At 66.1% G+C, this 15,807-nt stretch carries 15 protein-coding genes; 8 read left to right on the top strand and 7 right to left on the bottom strand.

The window, feature by feature from the left end:
- Positions 1-10: 10 nt before the first annotated feature.
- A complete protein-coding gene (locus DFK10_RS11195) occupies positions 11-1,711 on the bottom strand; it encodes an acyl-CoA dehydrogenase (protein WP_109389120.1) in 1,701 nt (566 codons plus the stop codon).
- Positions 1,712-1,835: 124 nt separating this feature from the next.
- On the opposite strand from DFK10_RS11195, the gene DFK10_RS11190 reads away from it, so the two are divergent.
- On the top strand, positions 1,836-2,780 hold the full coding sequence (locus DFK10_RS11190) for an L-threonylcarbamoyladenylate synthase (RefSeq protein ID WP_109389119.1): 945 nt from the start codon (positions 1,836-1,838) through the stop codon (positions 2,778-2,780).
- A 45-nt stretch (positions 2,781-2,825) separates the two neighbouring features.
- Here the strand turns inward: DFK10_RS11190 and DFK10_RS11185 are convergent, their stop codons facing one another.
- Positions 2,826-3,392: a YqgE/AlgH family protein gene (locus DFK10_RS11185; protein WP_109389118.1), complete on the bottom strand. Its 567-nt coding sequence runs from the start codon at positions 3,390-3,392 to the stop codon at positions 2,826-2,828.
- A 103-nt stretch (positions 3,393-3,495) separates the two neighbouring features.
- Here DFK10_RS11185 and DFK10_RS11180 point away from each other — a divergent pair, with 103 nt between their 5' ends.
- The gene (locus DFK10_RS11180; protein WP_109389117.1) at positions 3,496-4,296 is read left to right on the top strand and encodes a protein-disulfide reductase DsbD domain-containing protein; all 801 of its coding nucleotides are present in this window, start codon (positions 3,496-3,498) and stop codon (positions 4,294-4,296) included.
- On the opposite strand, the gene DFK10_RS11175 is transcribed toward DFK10_RS11180, so the two are convergent.
- The 4 genes from DFK10_RS11175 to DFK10_RS11160 all read right to left on the bottom strand — a co-directional run bounded on the left by DFK10_RS11175 (position 4,275) and on the right by DFK10_RS11160 (position 10,593).
- A complete protein-coding gene (locus DFK10_RS11175; protein WP_109389116.1) occupies positions 4,275-7,655 on the bottom strand; it encodes an efflux RND transporter permease subunit in 3,381 nt (1,126 codons plus the stop codon). The genes DFK10_RS11180 and DFK10_RS11175 overlap by 22 nt on opposite strands.
- Before the next feature lie 3 nt (positions 7,656-7,658).
- Positions 7,659-9,119 carry an efflux RND transporter periplasmic adaptor subunit gene (locus DFK10_RS11170; protein ID WP_109389115.1) on the bottom strand — a complete coding sequence of 487 codons (1,461 nt, stop codon included), beginning with the start codon at positions 9,117-9,119 and terminating at the stop codon, positions 7,659-7,661.
- 128 nt (positions 9,120-9,247) lie between these two features.
- Positions 9,248-9,790, bottom strand: a complete 543-nt coding sequence (gene moaB / locus DFK10_RS11165; RefSeq protein ID WP_109389114.1) for a molybdenum cofactor biosynthesis protein B — start codon at positions 9,788-9,790, stop codon at positions 9,248-9,250.
- Positions 9,787-10,593, bottom strand: a complete 807-nt coding sequence (locus DFK10_RS11160) for a uracil-DNA glycosylase (protein ID WP_109389113.1) — start codon at positions 10,591-10,593, stop codon at positions 9,787-9,789. The genes moaB and DFK10_RS11160 overlap by 4 nt, the downstream gene beginning before the upstream one ends.
- Positions 10,594-10,695: 102 nt before the next feature.
- Here DFK10_RS11160 and DFK10_RS11155 point away from each other — a divergent pair, with 102 nt between their 5' ends.
- Genes DFK10_RS11155 through plsY form a run of 6 tightly spaced genes read left to right on the top strand, consistent with a single transcriptional unit; the run spans position 10,696 to position 14,954 of the window.
- On the top strand, positions 10,696-11,658 hold the full coding sequence (locus DFK10_RS11155; protein WP_109389112.1) for an aspartate carbamoyltransferase catalytic subunit: 963 nt from the start codon (positions 10,696-10,698) through the stop codon (positions 11,656-11,658).
- Positions 11,655-12,086, top strand: coding sequence for a hypothetical protein (locus tag DFK10_RS11150; protein ID WP_109389111.1), 432 nt, complete (start codon positions 11,655-11,657; stop codon positions 12,084-12,086). Before DFK10_RS11155 ends, DFK10_RS11150 begins: the two co-directional genes overlap by 4 nt.
- Positions 12,083-12,643 carry a hypothetical protein gene (locus DFK10_RS11145; protein ID WP_109389110.1) on the top strand — a complete coding sequence of 187 codons (561 nt, stop codon included), beginning with the start codon at positions 12,083-12,085 and terminating at the stop codon, positions 12,641-12,643. Before DFK10_RS11150 ends, DFK10_RS11145 begins: the two co-directional genes overlap by 4 nt.
- The gene (locus DFK10_RS11140; RefSeq protein WP_109389109.1) at positions 12,640-13,074 is read left to right on the top strand and encodes a hypothetical protein; all 435 of its coding nucleotides are present in this window, start codon (positions 12,640-12,642) and stop codon (positions 13,072-13,074) included. Before DFK10_RS11145 ends, DFK10_RS11140 begins: the two co-directional genes overlap by 4 nt.
- A gap of 1 nt (position 13,075) precedes the next feature.
- Positions 13,076-14,353 (top strand): dihydroorotase, encoded by a 1,278-nt coding sequence (gene pyrC, locus DFK10_RS11135; RefSeq protein WP_109389108.1) that lies wholly within the window; start codon positions 13,076-13,078, stop codon positions 14,351-14,353.
- On the top strand, positions 14,346-14,954 hold the full coding sequence (gene plsY, locus DFK10_RS11130) for a glycerol-3-phosphate 1-O-acyltransferase PlsY (protein WP_109389107.1): 609 nt from the start codon (positions 14,346-14,348) through the stop codon (positions 14,952-14,954). The genes pyrC and plsY overlap by 8 nt, the downstream gene beginning before the upstream one ends.
- On the opposite strand, the gene DFK10_RS11125 is transcribed toward plsY, so the two are convergent.
- Positions 14,951-15,643 carry a peptidoglycan recognition protein family protein gene (locus DFK10_RS11125; RefSeq protein ID WP_109389106.1) on the bottom strand — a complete coding sequence of 231 codons (693 nt, stop codon included), beginning with the start codon at positions 15,641-15,643 and terminating at the stop codon, positions 14,951-14,953. The two genes, plsY and DFK10_RS11125, sit on opposite strands and share 4 nt — an antisense overlap.
- Positions 15,644-15,807: the final 164 nt, after the last annotated feature.

Here is a 15,807-nt window from a genome sequence, read left to right as displayed (position 1 = left end):
CCTCAGACCATCACGCGCCCAGGTCGTCAAGCGTCAGTGCCATGAGGTCTGCCGCCCCGGCGCGGGCTTCGGCCAGGTGGGCCGCATATTCCGGCAACAGTCGGGTGATGTAGAATCGCGCCAGCCTTTCGTGGCCGTCATCGCCCTGACGCGCCGCAATGAGGTGAAAGTGTCCACCCAGAACGCGGGCAAAGCCCATCAGAAACGGTGTGGCCCCGGCCAGCCGGTCCGGCATTTCCTGCGCAACCAGCCATTCAACCGCTTCGCGCAGCGTTTCGGCGGCCTCATACACATCCTGCGCCAGGTCCGGCAGGGTTGCCTTGGCCGCGTCGGCCCCTTCGCAGATCTCGTCGATCAGGGCGATGGCGGCCTCGCCCCCGTCCATCATCTTGCGCCCGACAAGGTCGATCGCCTGGATGCCGTTGGTGCCCTCGTAGATCGCCGAAACGCGCACATCGCGGGAATACTGGGCGGCGCCGGTTTCCTCGATATAGCCCATGCCGCCATGCACCTGCACGCCGAGTTCCGCCACCCGCATCCCGACCTCGGTGCCGAAGGCCTTGGTGATCGGCGTCAGAAGGGCGGCGCGGGCCTGCCAGGCCGGGTCGTCCGTCGCCGTGCCCATGTCGATGGCCACGGCATTGGCGAAGGCGATGGCGCGGGCGGCGAAGGTGTCGGCCTTCATGCTGGCCAGCATCCGCCGCACATCGGGGTGTTCGACGATGGTGCCGGTGCCGCCGACCTTGCCTTGCCTGCGATCCAGCGCATAGGCCAGCGCGTGCTGATACGCGCCCTCGGCCACGCCGATGCCATGGGTGCCGACGCCGAGGCGCGCATTGTTCATCATGGTGAACATCGCGGCCATCCCGCCATGCGGCTCGCCGACCAGCCAGCCGGTTGCCCCGTTATATTCCATCACCGCCGTGGGCGACCCGTGCAGGCCCATCTTGTGTTCCAGGCTGACCACACGCAGGGAGTTGCGCGCGCCGGGGTTGCCATCTTCATCGGGGATCATCTTGGGCACCATGAACAGGCTGATCCCCTTGGTGCCCGGCGCCCCGTCCGGCAGGCGGGCCAGCACGAGGTGGCAGACGTTCTCGGTGAAATCGTTGTCGGCCCAGCTGATATAGATTTTCTGGCCGGTGATCGCGTAGGTGCCGTCGCCGTTCGGCTCGGCCTTGGTGCGCAGGGCACCCACGTCGGACCCGGCCTGCGGCTCGGTCAGATTCATGGTGCCGCACCAGTCACCGGAAATCAGCTTGGGGATATAGAGCGCCTTGATATCCTCGCTGGCATGGTGTTCCAGCGCCTCGATCTGGCCCTGGGTCATCAGGGGATTGAGCTGGATCGCAAGGCAGGCGCCACAGATCATGTCGTTGACCGCGTTGGTCAGGGTCATCGGCAGGCCCAGCCCGCCTGTGTCTGGATGCGCGGACATGCCGATCCAGCCACCATCGGCAATGGCGCGATAGCCTTCGGCGAAGCCGGGCGGGGTGCGCACCTTGCCGTTTTCGAGGGTCGCCGGGTGCTGGTCGCCCACGCGTTGCAGCGGGGCAAGAACCTCGTCGCACATCTTGCCGGCCTCGGTCAGGATCGCATCGACCATGTCGGGCGTGGCCTCGGCAAAGCGGTCGGTGGCCCGGACGGCATCGAAGCCCACCACCTTGTCGAGAAGGAAGCGCATATGCGGAACCGGGCTTTGATAGGGCATCTGGACCTCTTGGCGATGGTGCTTGGATTCGCGCAAGAGCAGGGGTAAGCCCACCCTAACGCGCGCCTCACGCTAGCTGGCGCGGGGTTTGTCGCAACCGAAACGCCACGTCATGACAGCTGATATGCCCGAGATAGAGACCGAGCGCCTGGCCGCCGACCGCAGCGGGCTGGACCGGGCCGCTGCCTTGCTGGCGGCGGGCGGGCTGGTGGCGATACCGACCGAGACGGTCTACGGCCTGGCCGTGGATGCGACAGATGATGCGGCCGTCGCGCGGCTTTATCAAGCCAAGGGGCGGCCCAGTTTCAACCCGCTGATCGTGCATGTCGCCGGTCTCGACGAGGCCCGCGCGCTGGTCGAGATGCCGCCGGATGCCGAACGCCTGGCCGAGGCCTTCTGGCCCGGCGCCTTGACGCTGGTTCTGCCGCTCCGCCCGGCCTCGGGGATTTCGCCATTGGTCACGGCGGGGCTGGAAACGCTGGCGGTTCGGGTGCCGGCGCATCCGCTGGCACAGGGCCTGCTGCGCCGCACCGGGCCGCTGGCAGCGCCTTCGGCGAATCCTTCGGGGCAGGTCAGCCCCACCAGCGCGGCGCATGTTCTTGATGGCCTGTCGGGCCGGATCGCCGCCGTGGTCGATGGCGGCCCCTGCGCGGTGGGTGTCGAAAGCACCATCGTCGGATTTCTTCCGGATCCGGTGCTGCTGCGCGCCGGGGGCCTCCCGGTCGAGGCGCTTGAGGCCTGCCTGGGCGCGCCTTTGCCCATCGGCGGCGAGGCCGGACAGCCGATTTCGCCGGGGCAACTGGCCTCGCACTACGCGCCGAAAGGCGCGGTGCGCCTGAATGCCACCGCCGCAGAGCCGGGGGAAACGATGCTTGGTTTCGGCGACGTGGCCGGTGACCTGACGCTTTCGGCCAGCGGCGACCTTGTCGAGGCGGCGGCGAGCCTGTTCGCGCGTCTGCATGAGATGAACGACATGGGCGCGGACCGCATCGCGGTGGCGCCGATCCCGGAGACCGGGCTCGGCCGGGCGATCAACGACCGCCTGCGCCGGGCGGCCGCGCCCCGTTAGGACGGGTCGCGAAAGGCGGCACCAACAGGGCGTCCGGCGGCCGCCCTAGGCGTGACCGGCGGTGTCCGACAGGGTCAGTGGATCGACCCCAAGGCGCTTCAATGCGGCGGTCCACTTGTGCTCGTTGGCGCGCCCGAACAGGATGTCGTCCGAGGCCGAAACGGTCAGCCATCCGTTCTGGGCGATTTCCGACTCCAGTTGCCCCGGCCCCCAGCCGGCATAACCCAGGGCAAGCAGGCTGCGACGTGGCCCGTCACCCCTTGCGAGCGATTCGATCACGTCCAGCGTGGCGGTCATGGCGACGCCGCCGCCCACCGTGATTGTTCCCTCTTGCGAGGTGAAATCGTCGGAATGGAGCACGAAGCCCCGCGCGGTTTCCACCGGCCCACCGAAATGCACCCGCACGTCCGGCGGGTTCGCCCCCTCGATTTCCAACTGTTGCAGAAGCTCGGCAAAACGAATCTCGGGCGCGGGCTTGTTGACGATCAGCCCCATGGCCCCGTCACGCGAATAGGCGCACACGAAAACCACCGAATTGGCGAATCTAGGATCGCCCATGCCGGGCATGGCGATCAGTAGCTGTCCGGTCAGGTCACTGGGCGCGGTTTCCATGATCCGATCATGTGGTGCAGCCGCGCCACGTGCAAGGGCCGGGTCACCGCTGATTGACCCAAACGTGACTTTTCATTTGCCGGGTCTTGCGTATCTAGAACGAATGATCCGTTTGGCGTTCCCGCTTCTTCCGCTGGCCGTGATGGCCGTTCCGCTTTGGGCCAATCCCATCGAGGACGTGGTCGAGCTGCGTGTGTTGCCGGGCTGGCGGATGGAGAACGGGCACCACATGGCCGGGCTGGAGATTACCCTGGCCGAGGGTTGGAAGACCTACTGGCGTGCGCCCGGCGATGCCGGCATTCCGCCGCTCTTCGATTGGTCGGGATCGCGCAATATCGAGACCGTGGCCTTTCACTGGCCCGTGCCGGAGCTGTCATGGTCCAACGGCATGCGGTCCATCGTCTATAGCGACAGGGTGGTGATCCCGATGGAATTCGACCTGTCCGAGGCCAGCGGACCCGCGCAGGTGATGGCCGCGGTGCAATTGGGCGTGTGCGAGGATATCTGCGTGCCGGTTCAGCTGGACTTCGACGTGGTGTTGCCGGATGCGGACCGGCGCGACGCGCACATCGCCGCCGCGCTTCTGGACCGACCCCGCACGGCAGCCGAGGGCGGGGTAAGCGCGGCGCGCTGCACGCTCGATCCGACCGCGGATGGCATCGGGCTGACCGCGCATATCGACATGCCGTCCCTGGGGGATAGCGAAGAGGTCGTGATCGAGGCTGGCACACCCGATATCTGGGTGTCGGAACCCGAAACCCGGCGCGACGGTCGGACCCTGATCGCCAGCGCCGACATGGTGCATGTCTCGGGCGGGGCGTTCGGGCTGGACCGGTCCGATGTCCGTGTCACCGTGTTCGGTGGCGGCACAGCGGTGGATATTCAGGGCTGCACTGCCGACTGATCCGGCCCGCCGCCGCGCAGGGCCCAGAAAAGCCCCGTCAGCACATAGACCAGGATAAGCCAGACCAGCGTCAGGCCCGCGAACCCGGCGATTGCCATCGCCGCGCCGTTCAGCATCGGCAGGGCGGCGGCCACCGGGCCGAGCGCCTGACCAGTGGCCAGAACCGGCACCACCAATGCGGCAAAGATCGCGGCGGCCCCGCCCGCACCGACCCAGTTGGGCCAGCGGATGGCCCCGGGCCGCGCGCGCAGACCACGCTTGGCCGCGCGCACCTGGTTGCCCACGTCCTCCTGGATGGCCAGCAGGGCCGGCACCACGATCAGCACCAGGACCATGCCAAAGCCAAGCCCGTAGACCAGGGTGATGACCGTGGGCTTGAGGAACTCTGCCTGGCTGGAGCCTTCGTAGAGCAGCGGCATCAGGCCCAGCACGGTCGTCAGCGTGGTCAGAAGGACGGGCCGCAGGCGGTCGCAGGCCCCGTCGATGATCGCCGGAATGATGCCGCGCGTCTTGGCGTGTTCGTCGATCGTCGTCACCAGCACGATGGAATCGTTGATGATGATCCCTGTCATGCCCAGCAGGCCGACGACGGTGAACATGCTCAGCGGCACACCCCATTGGTAATGGCCATAGATCGTACCCACCAGGCCGAACGGGATGATCGCCATAACGATAAGCGGCCGGGTCCAGCTGGAGAAGATCCAGGCCAGGGTCAGGAATATCCCGGTCAGCGTCAGGATCAGTCCGTTGCGAGCGTCATTGAGGAATTCGTTTTCCTGCTCGGCCAGCCCGGAGAGGGACGTGTCCACGTTGTAGCGTGCCTGCACGTCCGGCAGGATACGCTCCTGGATAATGCGGGTGATCTCGGCGGCGCGTTCCGCGTCATCGTCGGTCAGGTCGCCACTCACGGTGATCAGCTGGACGCCGTTTTCGCGGTTGACCGTGGAGAAGCCGGTGCGGGTGTCCACCGTGACGATATCGGCCAGGGGCACATAGATGCCTTCGGGGCTGCGCATCTGGGTGCGATCAAGGAAATCGGCCGTCAATTCGCCGGCGGGTAGTTCAACGCGGATCTCGGCGCTGCGTGCGCCCAGCGGGTAGGTCGCCGCCTCGATCCCGCCAAGACGGTTGCGCAGGACCCGGCCCAGCCCGTCGATGGTGAAACCCAGGGCCTGCCCTTGCGGTGTCAGATCCAGAACCAGTTCCTCCTTGTCGTAGGACAGGCTGTCCTCGACCGCCGAAACCTCGGGGAATTGCCCCAATTCCGCCTTCAGCGCCTCGGCGGCGGATTTGAGAGTTTCGGAGTCTGCGCCGTAAAGCTGGATGTCGATATCGTCGCCACCGGGGCCGCTGGCCCAGGATCGGAAGCTGACGGTTTCCACCATCGGATGGCGGCTGACGCGGTCCTGAAGGTCGGCCACGAAGGCAAAGCTGGAAAACGGCCGCAGATCCGCGTCGATCAGTTCGATCGAGATCGAGCCCAGCTGGTCGGCATCCTTGGTATCGGCCCCCGACAGCCCCCGACCCGCATTGCCGCCGATCTCGGCGATCACGTAGTCCAGCGGGTTGACGCCGTATTCGGCTTCGTATTCGCGGCCGAGCTCTTCGGTCGACTCCTGCATCCGGCGCATCATTTCCAGCGTGTCTTCGCGCGTGGCGCCGGGCAGCATGGCAAAATTCCCGGTGACCGACCCCTGCTCGGGCGCGTTGAAGAACCGCCATTGCACGTCGCCCTTGACGAAAAGCGCCGCCTGGCTGGCGAGGATAACCACGACACCGGCGATGACCGGGTAGCGCGCCCATATGACCCCGGCCATCAGCGGGCGGAAGACATTGTGGCGTATCCACACGAACCCCCGGTTCACCACGCGCGAAGGCAGATCATACCACGCGGTGTCCGAGGATTTCTCCAGCGACTTGTACATGTGGTGCGGCAGGATCAGGAAACACTCGACAAGCGAGGCAGCCAGCACAACGATCACCGTGAAGGGAATATCGGCGATCAGGTTGCCGAAGCCCCCGCCAATGGCAATCAGGCCCATGAAGGCGATGATCGTGGTCAGCGTGGCCGAAAAGACCGGCTGGAACATGCGTTTCGCGGCATTCTCGGCAGCCAGGGCCGGGGGTTCGCCCATCCGATAGCGCGCATCGGCATGTTCGCCCACGACGATCGCGTCGTCGACCACGATGCCCAAGGTGATGATCAGTGCGAACAGCGAGATCATGTTGATCGTCAGCCCCGCGAGCAGCATCAGCGCGATGGCCGCGGACATGGCCACCGGAATACCGGCGGCGACCCAGAAGGCCGTGCGTGCGTTGAGGAACAGGAACAGCAGCCCGACGACAAGCCCCAACCCCAGCAGCCCGTTGCTATAGAGAATGTCGAGGCGTCCGGTGATGTAATCGGCGCGGGCGCGGATCAGGTCGATGCTGACGTCCTGGGGCAGCGTGGCCTGCATGGCGGCGGCGACCTCTTCGACCGTTTCCTGGATTTCGATGGCGTCGCCCCGGGCCGAGCGATCCACGCGAATGGTGATCGCCGGGTCATCCCCCACGAAATAGGCGCGTTCGCGGTCCACACCCTCGACCTGGACGCTGGCGACATCGCCAATCGTGAGCGTGCTGCCGTCGGGATTGGAACGCAGGACGATCCCCGCGATCTCGTCGGCGCTGCGCTTGGCCACGCCCGTGCGCACCCGAGCCGAGCTCGAGACGTCACCGGCGGGGTCCGTGCTGACCTCTTCGGCGATGGCGTCGGCGATCTGGGCCATGGTGACGTCATGGCGGATCAGTGACAGGGACGGCACTTCGACGATCGTGGAGGGTGCGGCGACACCGCGAATGGTCGTGCCGGTTACGCCTTCGGCAAAAAGCCGAGTGACCAGTTCATCGGCGAAACGGCCCAGCTGATCGACGCCAACCGGGCCGGTGATGACCACGTCCGTGACCCGGTCCGACCAGCTGCCGCGGCGCACCTCGGGGTCTTCGGCGTCCTCGGGCAGGTTGCTGATCGTGTCCACGGCCAGCTGTGTATCCTCGGTGGCCTTGGCCATGTCGTAGCCCGGTTCGAATTCCAGCGTGATACGGGCGCTGCCCTCGCGCGAGGTGGCGCTGGTTTCACTGACGCCTTCCACGGCCATCAAGGCCGGTTGCATGAGCTGGACGATGGCGGCGTCCACATCCTCGGCGCCTGCACCGTCCCAGCGCACCGAGACTGAAACGGTATCGACGATCACGTCAGGAAAGAACTGAGCCCGCATCTTGGGATAGGAAAAGATACCGGCGGCCAGTAGCAGCACGAGCAACAGGTTCGCCAGCGTTGCATGGCGGGTGAAATAGGACAGGATGCCAGTGCCCATGCGTCAGCCCCCCATCCGGGTTTCAAGACGGGTCACGACATCGGCGGGCACCTCGTCCTGTTCCAGTTGCGACAGCACGCGGGCCTTGGCCTCGTCGGGCATCTGGCTGCCTTCGACAAAGGCCACCAGTCGGGCGCGTCGCTCGGGGTCCAGCGATATGACCTGCGGTTCGGCCGGTGCAGCCGAGCGCTGTTCATCAAGGTTGAGCGGCTGCACGGCAATACCGGCCCCCAGCAACGGTGAGCGTTCGGCCACGATGCGTTGTCCAGCCAGGTCCGGGGCGCGAATTATCACGTCATCGCCTTGGCGCCGCATCAGGGTCACGGGCGCCTCGCGCAGCCGGTTTTCCTCGTTCAACACAAGCACCGTTTCATCGGCGGCGACAGCGGTTGCTGGCACCAGCGCCACGCCATCAAGCGCCGGTTCGGTAACGGTGACCGTGACGAAATCGCCCGGTCTCATGCCGGCCGTATTGTCCAGCCGCGCGAACAGGACGCGGCCGGTCTGCCCTTCGCCGACCAGCGCGCTCTCGCGAGAGACGCTGCCCTGCGCGGTCAGGTTCAGCCCCTCGACTGCCAGCGAGACCGTGACCGGCGCGCCGATGACCGTGCCGTCGGATTCGAGCAGCCGGGCGTATTGCGAGGTCGACAGGCGAAACGAGACGTCCAGTTGGTCGGGGTCGATCAACTGGCCCAGCCGCTCGTTCGCGGTGACCCGGATACCCGGAGAGGCCGCGACCTCGGCCAATGATCCGGCAAAAGCGGCGTGGATTTCCGTATCGGCCAACGTCCGTTCGGCATCGTCGAGGTCGATCTCGGTGCGAGCGAGGCGGGTGCGGGCCTGGTCCACGCGTGCCTCTGCTTGCGCCAGGGCCTGACGGCGCGACAGCACGGCTTGTTCGGCGCTGGATGCGGCCAGTTCGGCATTCTCGACCGCAGCCGCGGTGCCGACACCGCGATCGGCCAGGTCCACCTGCCGGGCCAGTGCCCGGCGGCGCAGGTCGGCCTGGTCCTCGGCGGCGGCCAGTTCGTCGCTGGCCAGGGTCAGGGCGCGTTCGGCATCGCGCAGCTCGGCCTGGGAATCCTGCAGGTTGGCGCGGGTGCGGTTCAACGCCGCCTGAGCATCGCGCGGGTCGATCCGCACCAGCAATTCGCCCGCCTCGACTCGTCCGCCATCTCTGAAATTCTCCGAGACCTCCAGAACCGTGCCGCCGACCACGGCCCGCAGGTCCAGTGTCCGGGCGCTTTCCAGCTCCCCGAAAAGGGTCAGATCGGGCGCGATGGTCTGCGGCTGCACCTCGACCACGTTGACCGACAGCACGCGTTCGCGCTGCTCGAAGCTGCGCGGCTCGGCATTCATGCGTTCCTGGACCGCCAGGCGAACCGTGTTTCCCGCCCAGGCGAACAGGGCCAGCGTGATCGCCAGCAGGAAAATGCCCACAAGGCTTCGGCGAAGGAACTGCATGTGCAACCTCTTTGATCAAATGCCCGACGCAAGCCCTGCTGGCCCAGACGGTCCGTTGTTATACTTCTACGCCCCCGGACGTGTACCCGATCACGTGAAGGCCATTGTCCGTCCTACGCGCGCAGCTGTCATTTCCGTCGCTTGTGTTCGTCAAGGCGCGGAAAAATCTCGACGAAGTTGCAGGGCATGTGCCGGTAGTCGAGTTGGTATTTCAGAATCTCGTCCCAGGCATCCTTGCAGGCACCGGTGCTGCCGGGCAGGGCGAAAAGGTAGGTGCCCCCCGCCACGCCGCCGGTGGCGCGGGACTGGATCGCGCTGGTGCCGATTTTCTGCATCGAAACCATGGTGAAGACCGTGCCGAAAGCATCGATTTCCTTTTCATAGACATCGCGATGGGCCTCGACCGTCACGTCGCGCCCGGTCAGGCCGGTGCCGCCGGTGGAAATGACGACATCGACCTCCGCACTGTCGATCCATTCCTGCAATTGCGCGCGGATCGCGTCGCGTTCGTCGCGCACGATCATCCGGTCGGCCAGAACGTGACCGGCCGCTTCGAGCCGGTCCACCAGCGTCTGCCCCGATCGGTCCTCCTCCAACGATCGCGTGTCGCTGACGGTGAGAATGGCGATGCGGACGGGGATGAAATCGCGGGTCTCGTCAATGCGGGTCATGCCAGTTCCTTCAGTTTGGCCTTGAGCGCCAGCAAATCCGCCCAGGCCTCGCGCTTTGCCGCGGGGGTGCGCAGCAGGTAGGCCGGGTGGAACATGGGCAAGACAGGCAGGGCCAGCGCCTCTGCCCACTGTCCGCGCATCCGTGTGATGCCCGACCGGCCCAGCAAGGCCTGGCAGGGTGTGTTGCCCATGAGAACCAGCAGCTTCGGTGCGGCCAGCTGGATATGGCGTTCCACGAAGGGCAGCATCATGGCGATCTCGGCCTTTTCCGGGGTGCGGTTCTGCGGTGGCCGCCAGGGCAGCACGTTCGAGATGTAGACTGGGGCGTCTTCTCGGGCGCGGCCCATATCGATGGCGGCCAGCATCTTGTCCAGCAACTGCCCGGCGCGCCCCACGAAGGGACGCCCCTCGCGATCCTCGTCCCGGCCCGGCGCCTCGCCTAGGATCATTACCGGCGCGCCGGCAATGCCATCCGCGAACACGAGATTGCGCGCCCCGGCCTTCAGGTCGCAGTGCTCGTAGGCGGCGAGCGCCGCGCGCAGCCCGTCGAGATCCTGCGCGGCGCGGGCGGCCTGCCGCGCGGCGGCGACGGCATCCTCGGGACCGGGTGCGGCAGCTGGTGCGGCGGGCGCACTGGCAGGGTCTCTGGGCGCCGGCGCTTGCGGCGAAGCCGTGGCTTTCGGCGGTTTGTCCGGCAAATCGTAGCGGTTGATCGGGGCGTCCTGAATGGCCTCATCGACGCCCATCTCGACTTGCCAGTCGAGAAGCGCCTTCGCCGTCCAGTAGTCCAGTGCCGATTCCATGGCGTTACCCTACCCCTTGGCTTGACCGGGCAAAAGCCATGCCGCGCTTGCCCCCGCGCCGGGGCGCAACTATAAGCCCCGAGGACCGATACGGGGGGACCGATGACTTTCCGCGCTGAACACCTCTTGGGGATCGAGCACCTCTCTCCCGCGGACATCACCACCCTTCTGGACCTTGCCGACCAATATGCCGAGCACAACCGCCAGGGTCGCGCCCATCGGGACGTGCTGGAGGGGCTGACCCAGATCAACATGTTCTTCGAGAACTCGACCCGCACCCAGGCGAGTTTCGAGATCGCCGGCAAGCGGCTGGGTGCGGACGTGATGAACATGGCGATGCAGGCCAGTTCGGTGAAGAAGGGCGAGACCCTGATCGACACAGCCCTGACGCTGAACGCGATGCGGCCGGACCTTCTGGTGGTGCGGCACCCGCATTCCGGGGCGGTGGACCTTCTGGCGCAGAAGGTGAATTGCGCGGTTCTGAATGCCGGTGACGGGCGACACGAGCACCCGACGCAGGCGTTGCTGGATGCGCTGACAATCCGCCGTCACCATGACCGTTTGCACCGCCTGTCCATCGCCATTTGCGGCGACATCGCCCATTCGCGCGTGGCGCGGTCGAATATCCTGTTGCTGGGCAAAATGGAAAACCGCGTACGGCTCGTCGGGCCGCCCACGCTGATGCCTTCGGGCGTGCAGGACTTCGGGGTCGAGGTCTTTCACGACATGAAAGAGGGCCTCAAGGACGTCGATGTCGTCATGATGCTGCGGCTCCAGAAAGAGCGGATGGATGGCGGGTTCATCCCGTCCGAGCGCGAGTATTTCCACCGCTATGGTCTGGACGCGGAAAAGCTGGCCTGCGCCAAGGACGATGCCATCGTCATGCATCCCGGTCCGATGAATCGGGGGGTCGAGATCGACGGGACCATCGCCGACGACATCAATCGCTCGGTGATCCAGGAGCAGGTGGAGATGGGCGTCGCCGTGCGCATGGCCGCGATGGACCTTCTGGCCCGCAACCTGCGCGCCCGGCGCGGGGCCAAGGCCGCCGGGGTGATGGTGTGACGGCCAGAGCAGGCACGGGCCCGGCCCTGCAGGAGGGGGAAGAGGTGATCTTCGACCATATCCCGTCGCTCCGGTCCTTCCAGCTGACCGCGCTGGTTCTTATCGGCCTGACCCTGCCGGTGGCGGTGGTCTTCGGTGTGGTCTTTGCGGACACGATCTGGCCCGCGCTGCCGGTCTTCCTGACCTGCATGATCCTGTTGCAGGAACGGTTCCGACTGGGCCGTTACCGGGCCTGGATCACCGACCGCCGGATCATCCTGCAGGGCGGCGAGGAGGTGGGCATGGCACAGGTCAACAGGGCCGAGCCGCGCGGCAACGGCGTGCGCGTGGCCCGCACGGACGGCGCACGACCCGTCAAGCTGCATTATGCCGCCGACCGGGTCGCGCTGGCCGATGCCATCAATATTGCCGCAGGAGGTGCCGAATGACCGACGAGCTGGCCATTCCCGCCGGGTCGATCCGCACGGTCTGGGTGTTTGGCGTGGACCTGGCGGAACAGGAGTTGCCCGGATTTCGCGGCGATGATCGCCCCGGCGGGCCGGATCGCCTGTCGCCGTTGGAACAGGCGGTTGGCGCCGGTCCGCTGGAAGCGTCCCATGTGGAGCTTTTCATGTCCGATACGCTCGCCGATTACGGCCTGTCGACCTATCTGACCGATGCCAACGGAATGGACGCGGAGAGTGTCGGCCCGGATCGCGACAGGCTTGATGCACTGACAGGGCCGGTTCTGCTTGTCTTTTCCGGCGCGCTCAGAGACGGGATCGACCGGCTTGATCCGAAGGCGCCGCTGTCGCTTGTGGGGCGCTACACCGAATCCATGAATTTCACGCTGCGCCCGCCCTTGCGGGCGCAAACGGCGGCGGGAGCGGTCGAGGATCCACCGACCAAACGCCCGTCGGACGCCGCGATGTCCGGGCGGATCGCCGCGCTGGCCTTGCTGGTGCTTTTCCTGCTGGTCGCTGTCATGATCTGGGTAGGCGCATGAAGGATTATGAACTGACACCGACCGTCGACCTGGACCCCGGCGAGAGGGTCCAGGCCAGTTTCCGGGCCGACCGCATGACCTATTGGCGGGACATGGCCTGGATGGCGGTTGTCGCCATGCTGGCCGGGATGGCCGTGCTCTGGGCCGTTGGCAACCCGCATGTCTGGACCGGCGCGGTGGGCGGGTTGGCGGCCATCGGGCTGCGCGGTTGGTATGCCCACAGCGACGAGATGGGCATACGCTGGGATCTGACCGATCGCCGCCTTCTCGGGCCTGCGGGGCGGGACATTCCGCTACGCGATATCGAAACCGTTCGCCGGCTTGGAAGTGCGGTGCAAGTCATTACGCGTGGCGGCGACAAGCACCTGATCAAGTACCAGGCCGACAGTGCAGCGGTGATGGCGGACCTGGAGCGCGTAAAAGGGGGATGACATGAAGACGCTGATCGAAAACGCGCGGCTGATCGACCCCGAGGCCGGGACGGAAACACCCGGCGCGGTGCTGATCGACAAGGGCCGCATTGCCGACGTGATCACCGGCGATCCCGGCGGGATCGACGCCGACCGTGTGGATGCAGGCGGTGCGTGCCTCGCGCCGGGCATCGTCGATATAGGCGTCAAGGTCAGCGAGCCGGGCGAGCGCCACAAGGAAAGCTTTGCCAGCGCCGGACGTGCCGCCGTGGCCGGGGGCGTGACCACGATCGTCACCCGCCCGGATACGGTGCCGGCGATCGATACGCCGGAAACGCTCGAATTCGTCGAACGCCGCGCCAGTGCCGATGCCCCGGTGAACGTGCTGCCCATGGCGGCCCTTACCAAGGGGCGCGAAGGCAAGGAAATGACCGAGATCGGGTTCCTGCTGGATGCGGGTGCCGTGGCCTTTTCCGACGCTGACCGGGTGGTCACGGATACCAAGGTCTTTTCGCGGGCGCTGACCTATGCGCGCTCGCTCGATGCGCTGGTGATCGCCCATGTGCAGGAACCCCGGCTGTCCGAGGGCGCGGCGGTGACCTCGGGCAAATTCGCGTCCCTGCGGGGTTTGCCGGGTGTGTCGCCCATGGCCGAACGTATGGGGCTGGACCGGGATATCGCGCTGCTGGAAATGACCGGCGCGGCCTATCACGCCGACCAGATCACCACGTCCCGCGCCCTGCCCGCATTGGAGCGGGCCAAGCGCAACGGGTTGAACATCACAGCCGGGGTCGGTGTGCACCACCTGACGCTGAACGAGCTGGACGTGGCCGATTACCGCAGCTTCTTCAAACTCAAACCGCCGTTGCGTGCCGAGGAAGACCGCCTTGCGGTGGTCGAGGCCGTGGGGTCGGGGCTGATCGATATCATCTCGTCCATGCACACGCCGCAGGACGAGGAGTCGAAGCGCCTGCCCTATGAAGAGGCTGCCAGCGGTGCCGTGGCGCTTGAAACGCTGTTGCCCGCCGCGTTGCGACTGGTGCATGCCGGGGCGCTCAGCCTGCCGCAGCTGTTCCGCGCGCTGTCGCTGAACCCGGCGCGGCGGTTGGGGCTGGACTGCGGGCGGCTGACCAAGGGCGCACCGGCGGACCTGGTGCTGTTCGACCCCGATGCGAGCCTCAAGCTGGACCGTTTCAAACTGTTGTCGAAATCCAAGAACACCCCGTTCGACGGCGCCATCCTGCAGGGCAAGGTTCTGGGCACATGGGTTGGCGGACAGAAGGTGACTGCCGATGCCTGAATTGATGTCCGGCCTGCCCACGTTGGGCCTCTGGGCCATCATCGGCTACCTGATCGGGTCTGTTTCGGCCGGGCTGCTGATGGCCCGGATCTTCGGGCTGGGCGACCTGCGCCAGATCGGGTCGGGCAATATCGGGGCCACCAACGTGCTGCGCACCGGCAACAAGCTGGCCGCCCTCCTGACCCTCGTTCTGGATGCGGGCAAGGGGGCCATCGCGGTCTTGCTGGCGCGGGTCTTCGTGGCCGAGGACGCGGTGCAACTGGCTGGGCTGGCCGCCTTCATCGGCCATTGCTTCCCGGTCTGGCTGGGCTTTCGGGGCGGCAAGGGCGTGGCGACATTCCTTGGCACATTGCTTGCGCTGGCCTGGCCGCTGGGTCTGGCCGCCTGCGCCACCTGGCTGGTGACGGCCGCATTGTTCCGCATCTCTTCGCTATCGGCGTTGGTCGCCGCCGTTCTAGCCCCGCTTTGGGCGCAGGTTCTAGGCCTGCCCGGCCTGACAGGGCTGTGCCTTGTTTTGGCGGTCGTCATCCTGATCCGGCACGCGGACAATATCCGGCGCCTCCTGAACGGGACCGAGAAGCGGATCGGCCAGAAATCCTAGCTGCCGTCGTGCTCGATCCGGTCATTGGCCAATAGAGCGGCCCAGGTGATCGGCCCCACGACACCATCGCGGGTCAGGCCCTTCGAGGACTGGAAATCGCGGACCGCGGCATCGGTCCGCGGGCCGAAAATACCGTCGTCCTTGACGACCAGCAGTTTCTGCATGCGGGCAACGGCCGGGCCGCGATCCCCCCGGCGCAAGACCGGCAGCGTTTCGGGATCGTCGCCGGCATCTTCGGCCAGGTCCTGCAGATCGGCCCCGTTCAGGCTAAGCCGCCCGAACCGATCGAGCTTGAGCACAGACTTGTAGTCGAAGACCGGGCAGGCCTTTGCCGCGACTTCGCGGTGGCCGTGAAAGGTCAGCGCGCCGCCATAGGCGTTGTTTATCTCCAGGCAGAGCTGGCGCAGCCTGTCGAACTGGGCCTCGGTGAACTTGTCCTCTTTCAAACCGTGCAGGCAGATCGCAATCGTGCCCATGTTGTTGCCGGCCTGGGCCGCTGGCGTTTCTTCCAGTGAACGGCCGTCTTCCAGCATCCCGGATTTGCGGATGAACAGGTGATAGCCGACATCGCGCCACCCCCTTTCCAGGTGCCAGCGTCGCATGGTGGCGACGTTGTCGTGATTGGCGTGATCGGATGCGGAACAGTGGATAAAAACCCGGTCCACGAAACGAGACGGTTTATTGAACATGACTTTCTCCAAATATCTGCGGCCGCGAAAAATGGGCGGGCCACCGCAATCCTAGCAAGCAGCAGAGCGCGCAAGGTAGTCGGGTTTTCGCGACCACAAGAGGCGTAGGGAAAACCATACCGCACAGAAGATTGGCGTTGACCGAAGCCGCAAGGTGGCGGACG

This window comes from Salibaculum griseiflavum (assembly GCF_003129565.1).
Classification (GTDB): Bacteria; Pseudomonadota; Alphaproteobacteria; order Rhodobacterales; family Rhodobacteraceae; genus Salibaculum; species Salibaculum griseiflavum.
Note: the sequence above shows the minus strand (reverse complement) of the source record. Positions and strands in the feature narration are given on the sequence as shown.

Coding starts and splice junctions, on each gene's coding strand:
- DFK10_RS11195 (WP_109389120.1), bottom strand. CDS start 1,711: ATGCCCTATCAAAGCCCGGTTCCGCATATGCGCTTCCTTCTCGACAAG.
- DFK10_RS11190 (WP_109389119.1), top strand. CDS start 1,836: ATGCCCGAGATAGAGACCGAGCGCCTGGCCGCCGACCGCAGCGGGCTG.
- DFK10_RS11185 (WP_109389118.1), bottom strand. CDS start 3,392: ATGGAAACCGCGCCCAGTGACCTGACCGGACAGCTACTGATCGCCATG.
- DFK10_RS11180 (WP_109389117.1), top strand. CDS start 3,496: ATGATCCGTTTGGCGTTCCCGCTTCTTCCGCTGGCCGTGATGGCCGTT.
- DFK10_RS11175 (WP_109389116.1), bottom strand. CDS start 7,655: ATGGGCACTGGCATCCTGTCCTATTTCACCCGCCATGCAACGCTGGCG.
- DFK10_RS11170 (WP_109389115.1), bottom strand. CDS start 9,119: ATGCAGTTCCTTCGCCGAAGCCTTGTGGGCATTTTCCTGCTGGCGATC.
- moaB (WP_109389114.1), bottom strand. CDS start 9,790: ATGACCCGCATTGACGAGACCCGCGATTTCATCCCCGTCCGCATCGCC.
- DFK10_RS11160 (WP_109389113.1), bottom strand. CDS start 10,593: ATGGAATCGGCACTGGACTACTGGACGGCGAAGGCGCTTCTCGACTGG.
- DFK10_RS11155 (WP_109389112.1), top strand. CDS start 10,696: ATGACTTTCCGCGCTGAACACCTCTTGGGGATCGAGCACCTCTCTCCC.
- DFK10_RS11145 (WP_109389110.1), top strand. CDS start 12,083: ATGACCGACGAGCTGGCCATTCCCGCCGGGTCGATCCGCACGGTCTGG.
- DFK10_RS11140 (WP_109389109.1), top strand. CDS start 12,640: ATGAAGGATTATGAACTGACACCGACCGTCGACCTGGACCCCGGCGAG.
- pyrC (WP_109389108.1), top strand. CDS start 13,076: ATGAAGACGCTGATCGAAAACGCGCGGCTGATCGACCCCGAGGCCGGG.
- plsY (WP_109389107.1), top strand. CDS start 14,346: ATGCCTGAATTGATGTCCGGCCTGCCCACGTTGGGCCTCTGGGCCATC.
- DFK10_RS11125 (WP_109389106.1), bottom strand. CDS start 15,643: ATGTTCAATAAACCGTCTCGTTTCGTGGACCGGGTTTTTATCCACTGT.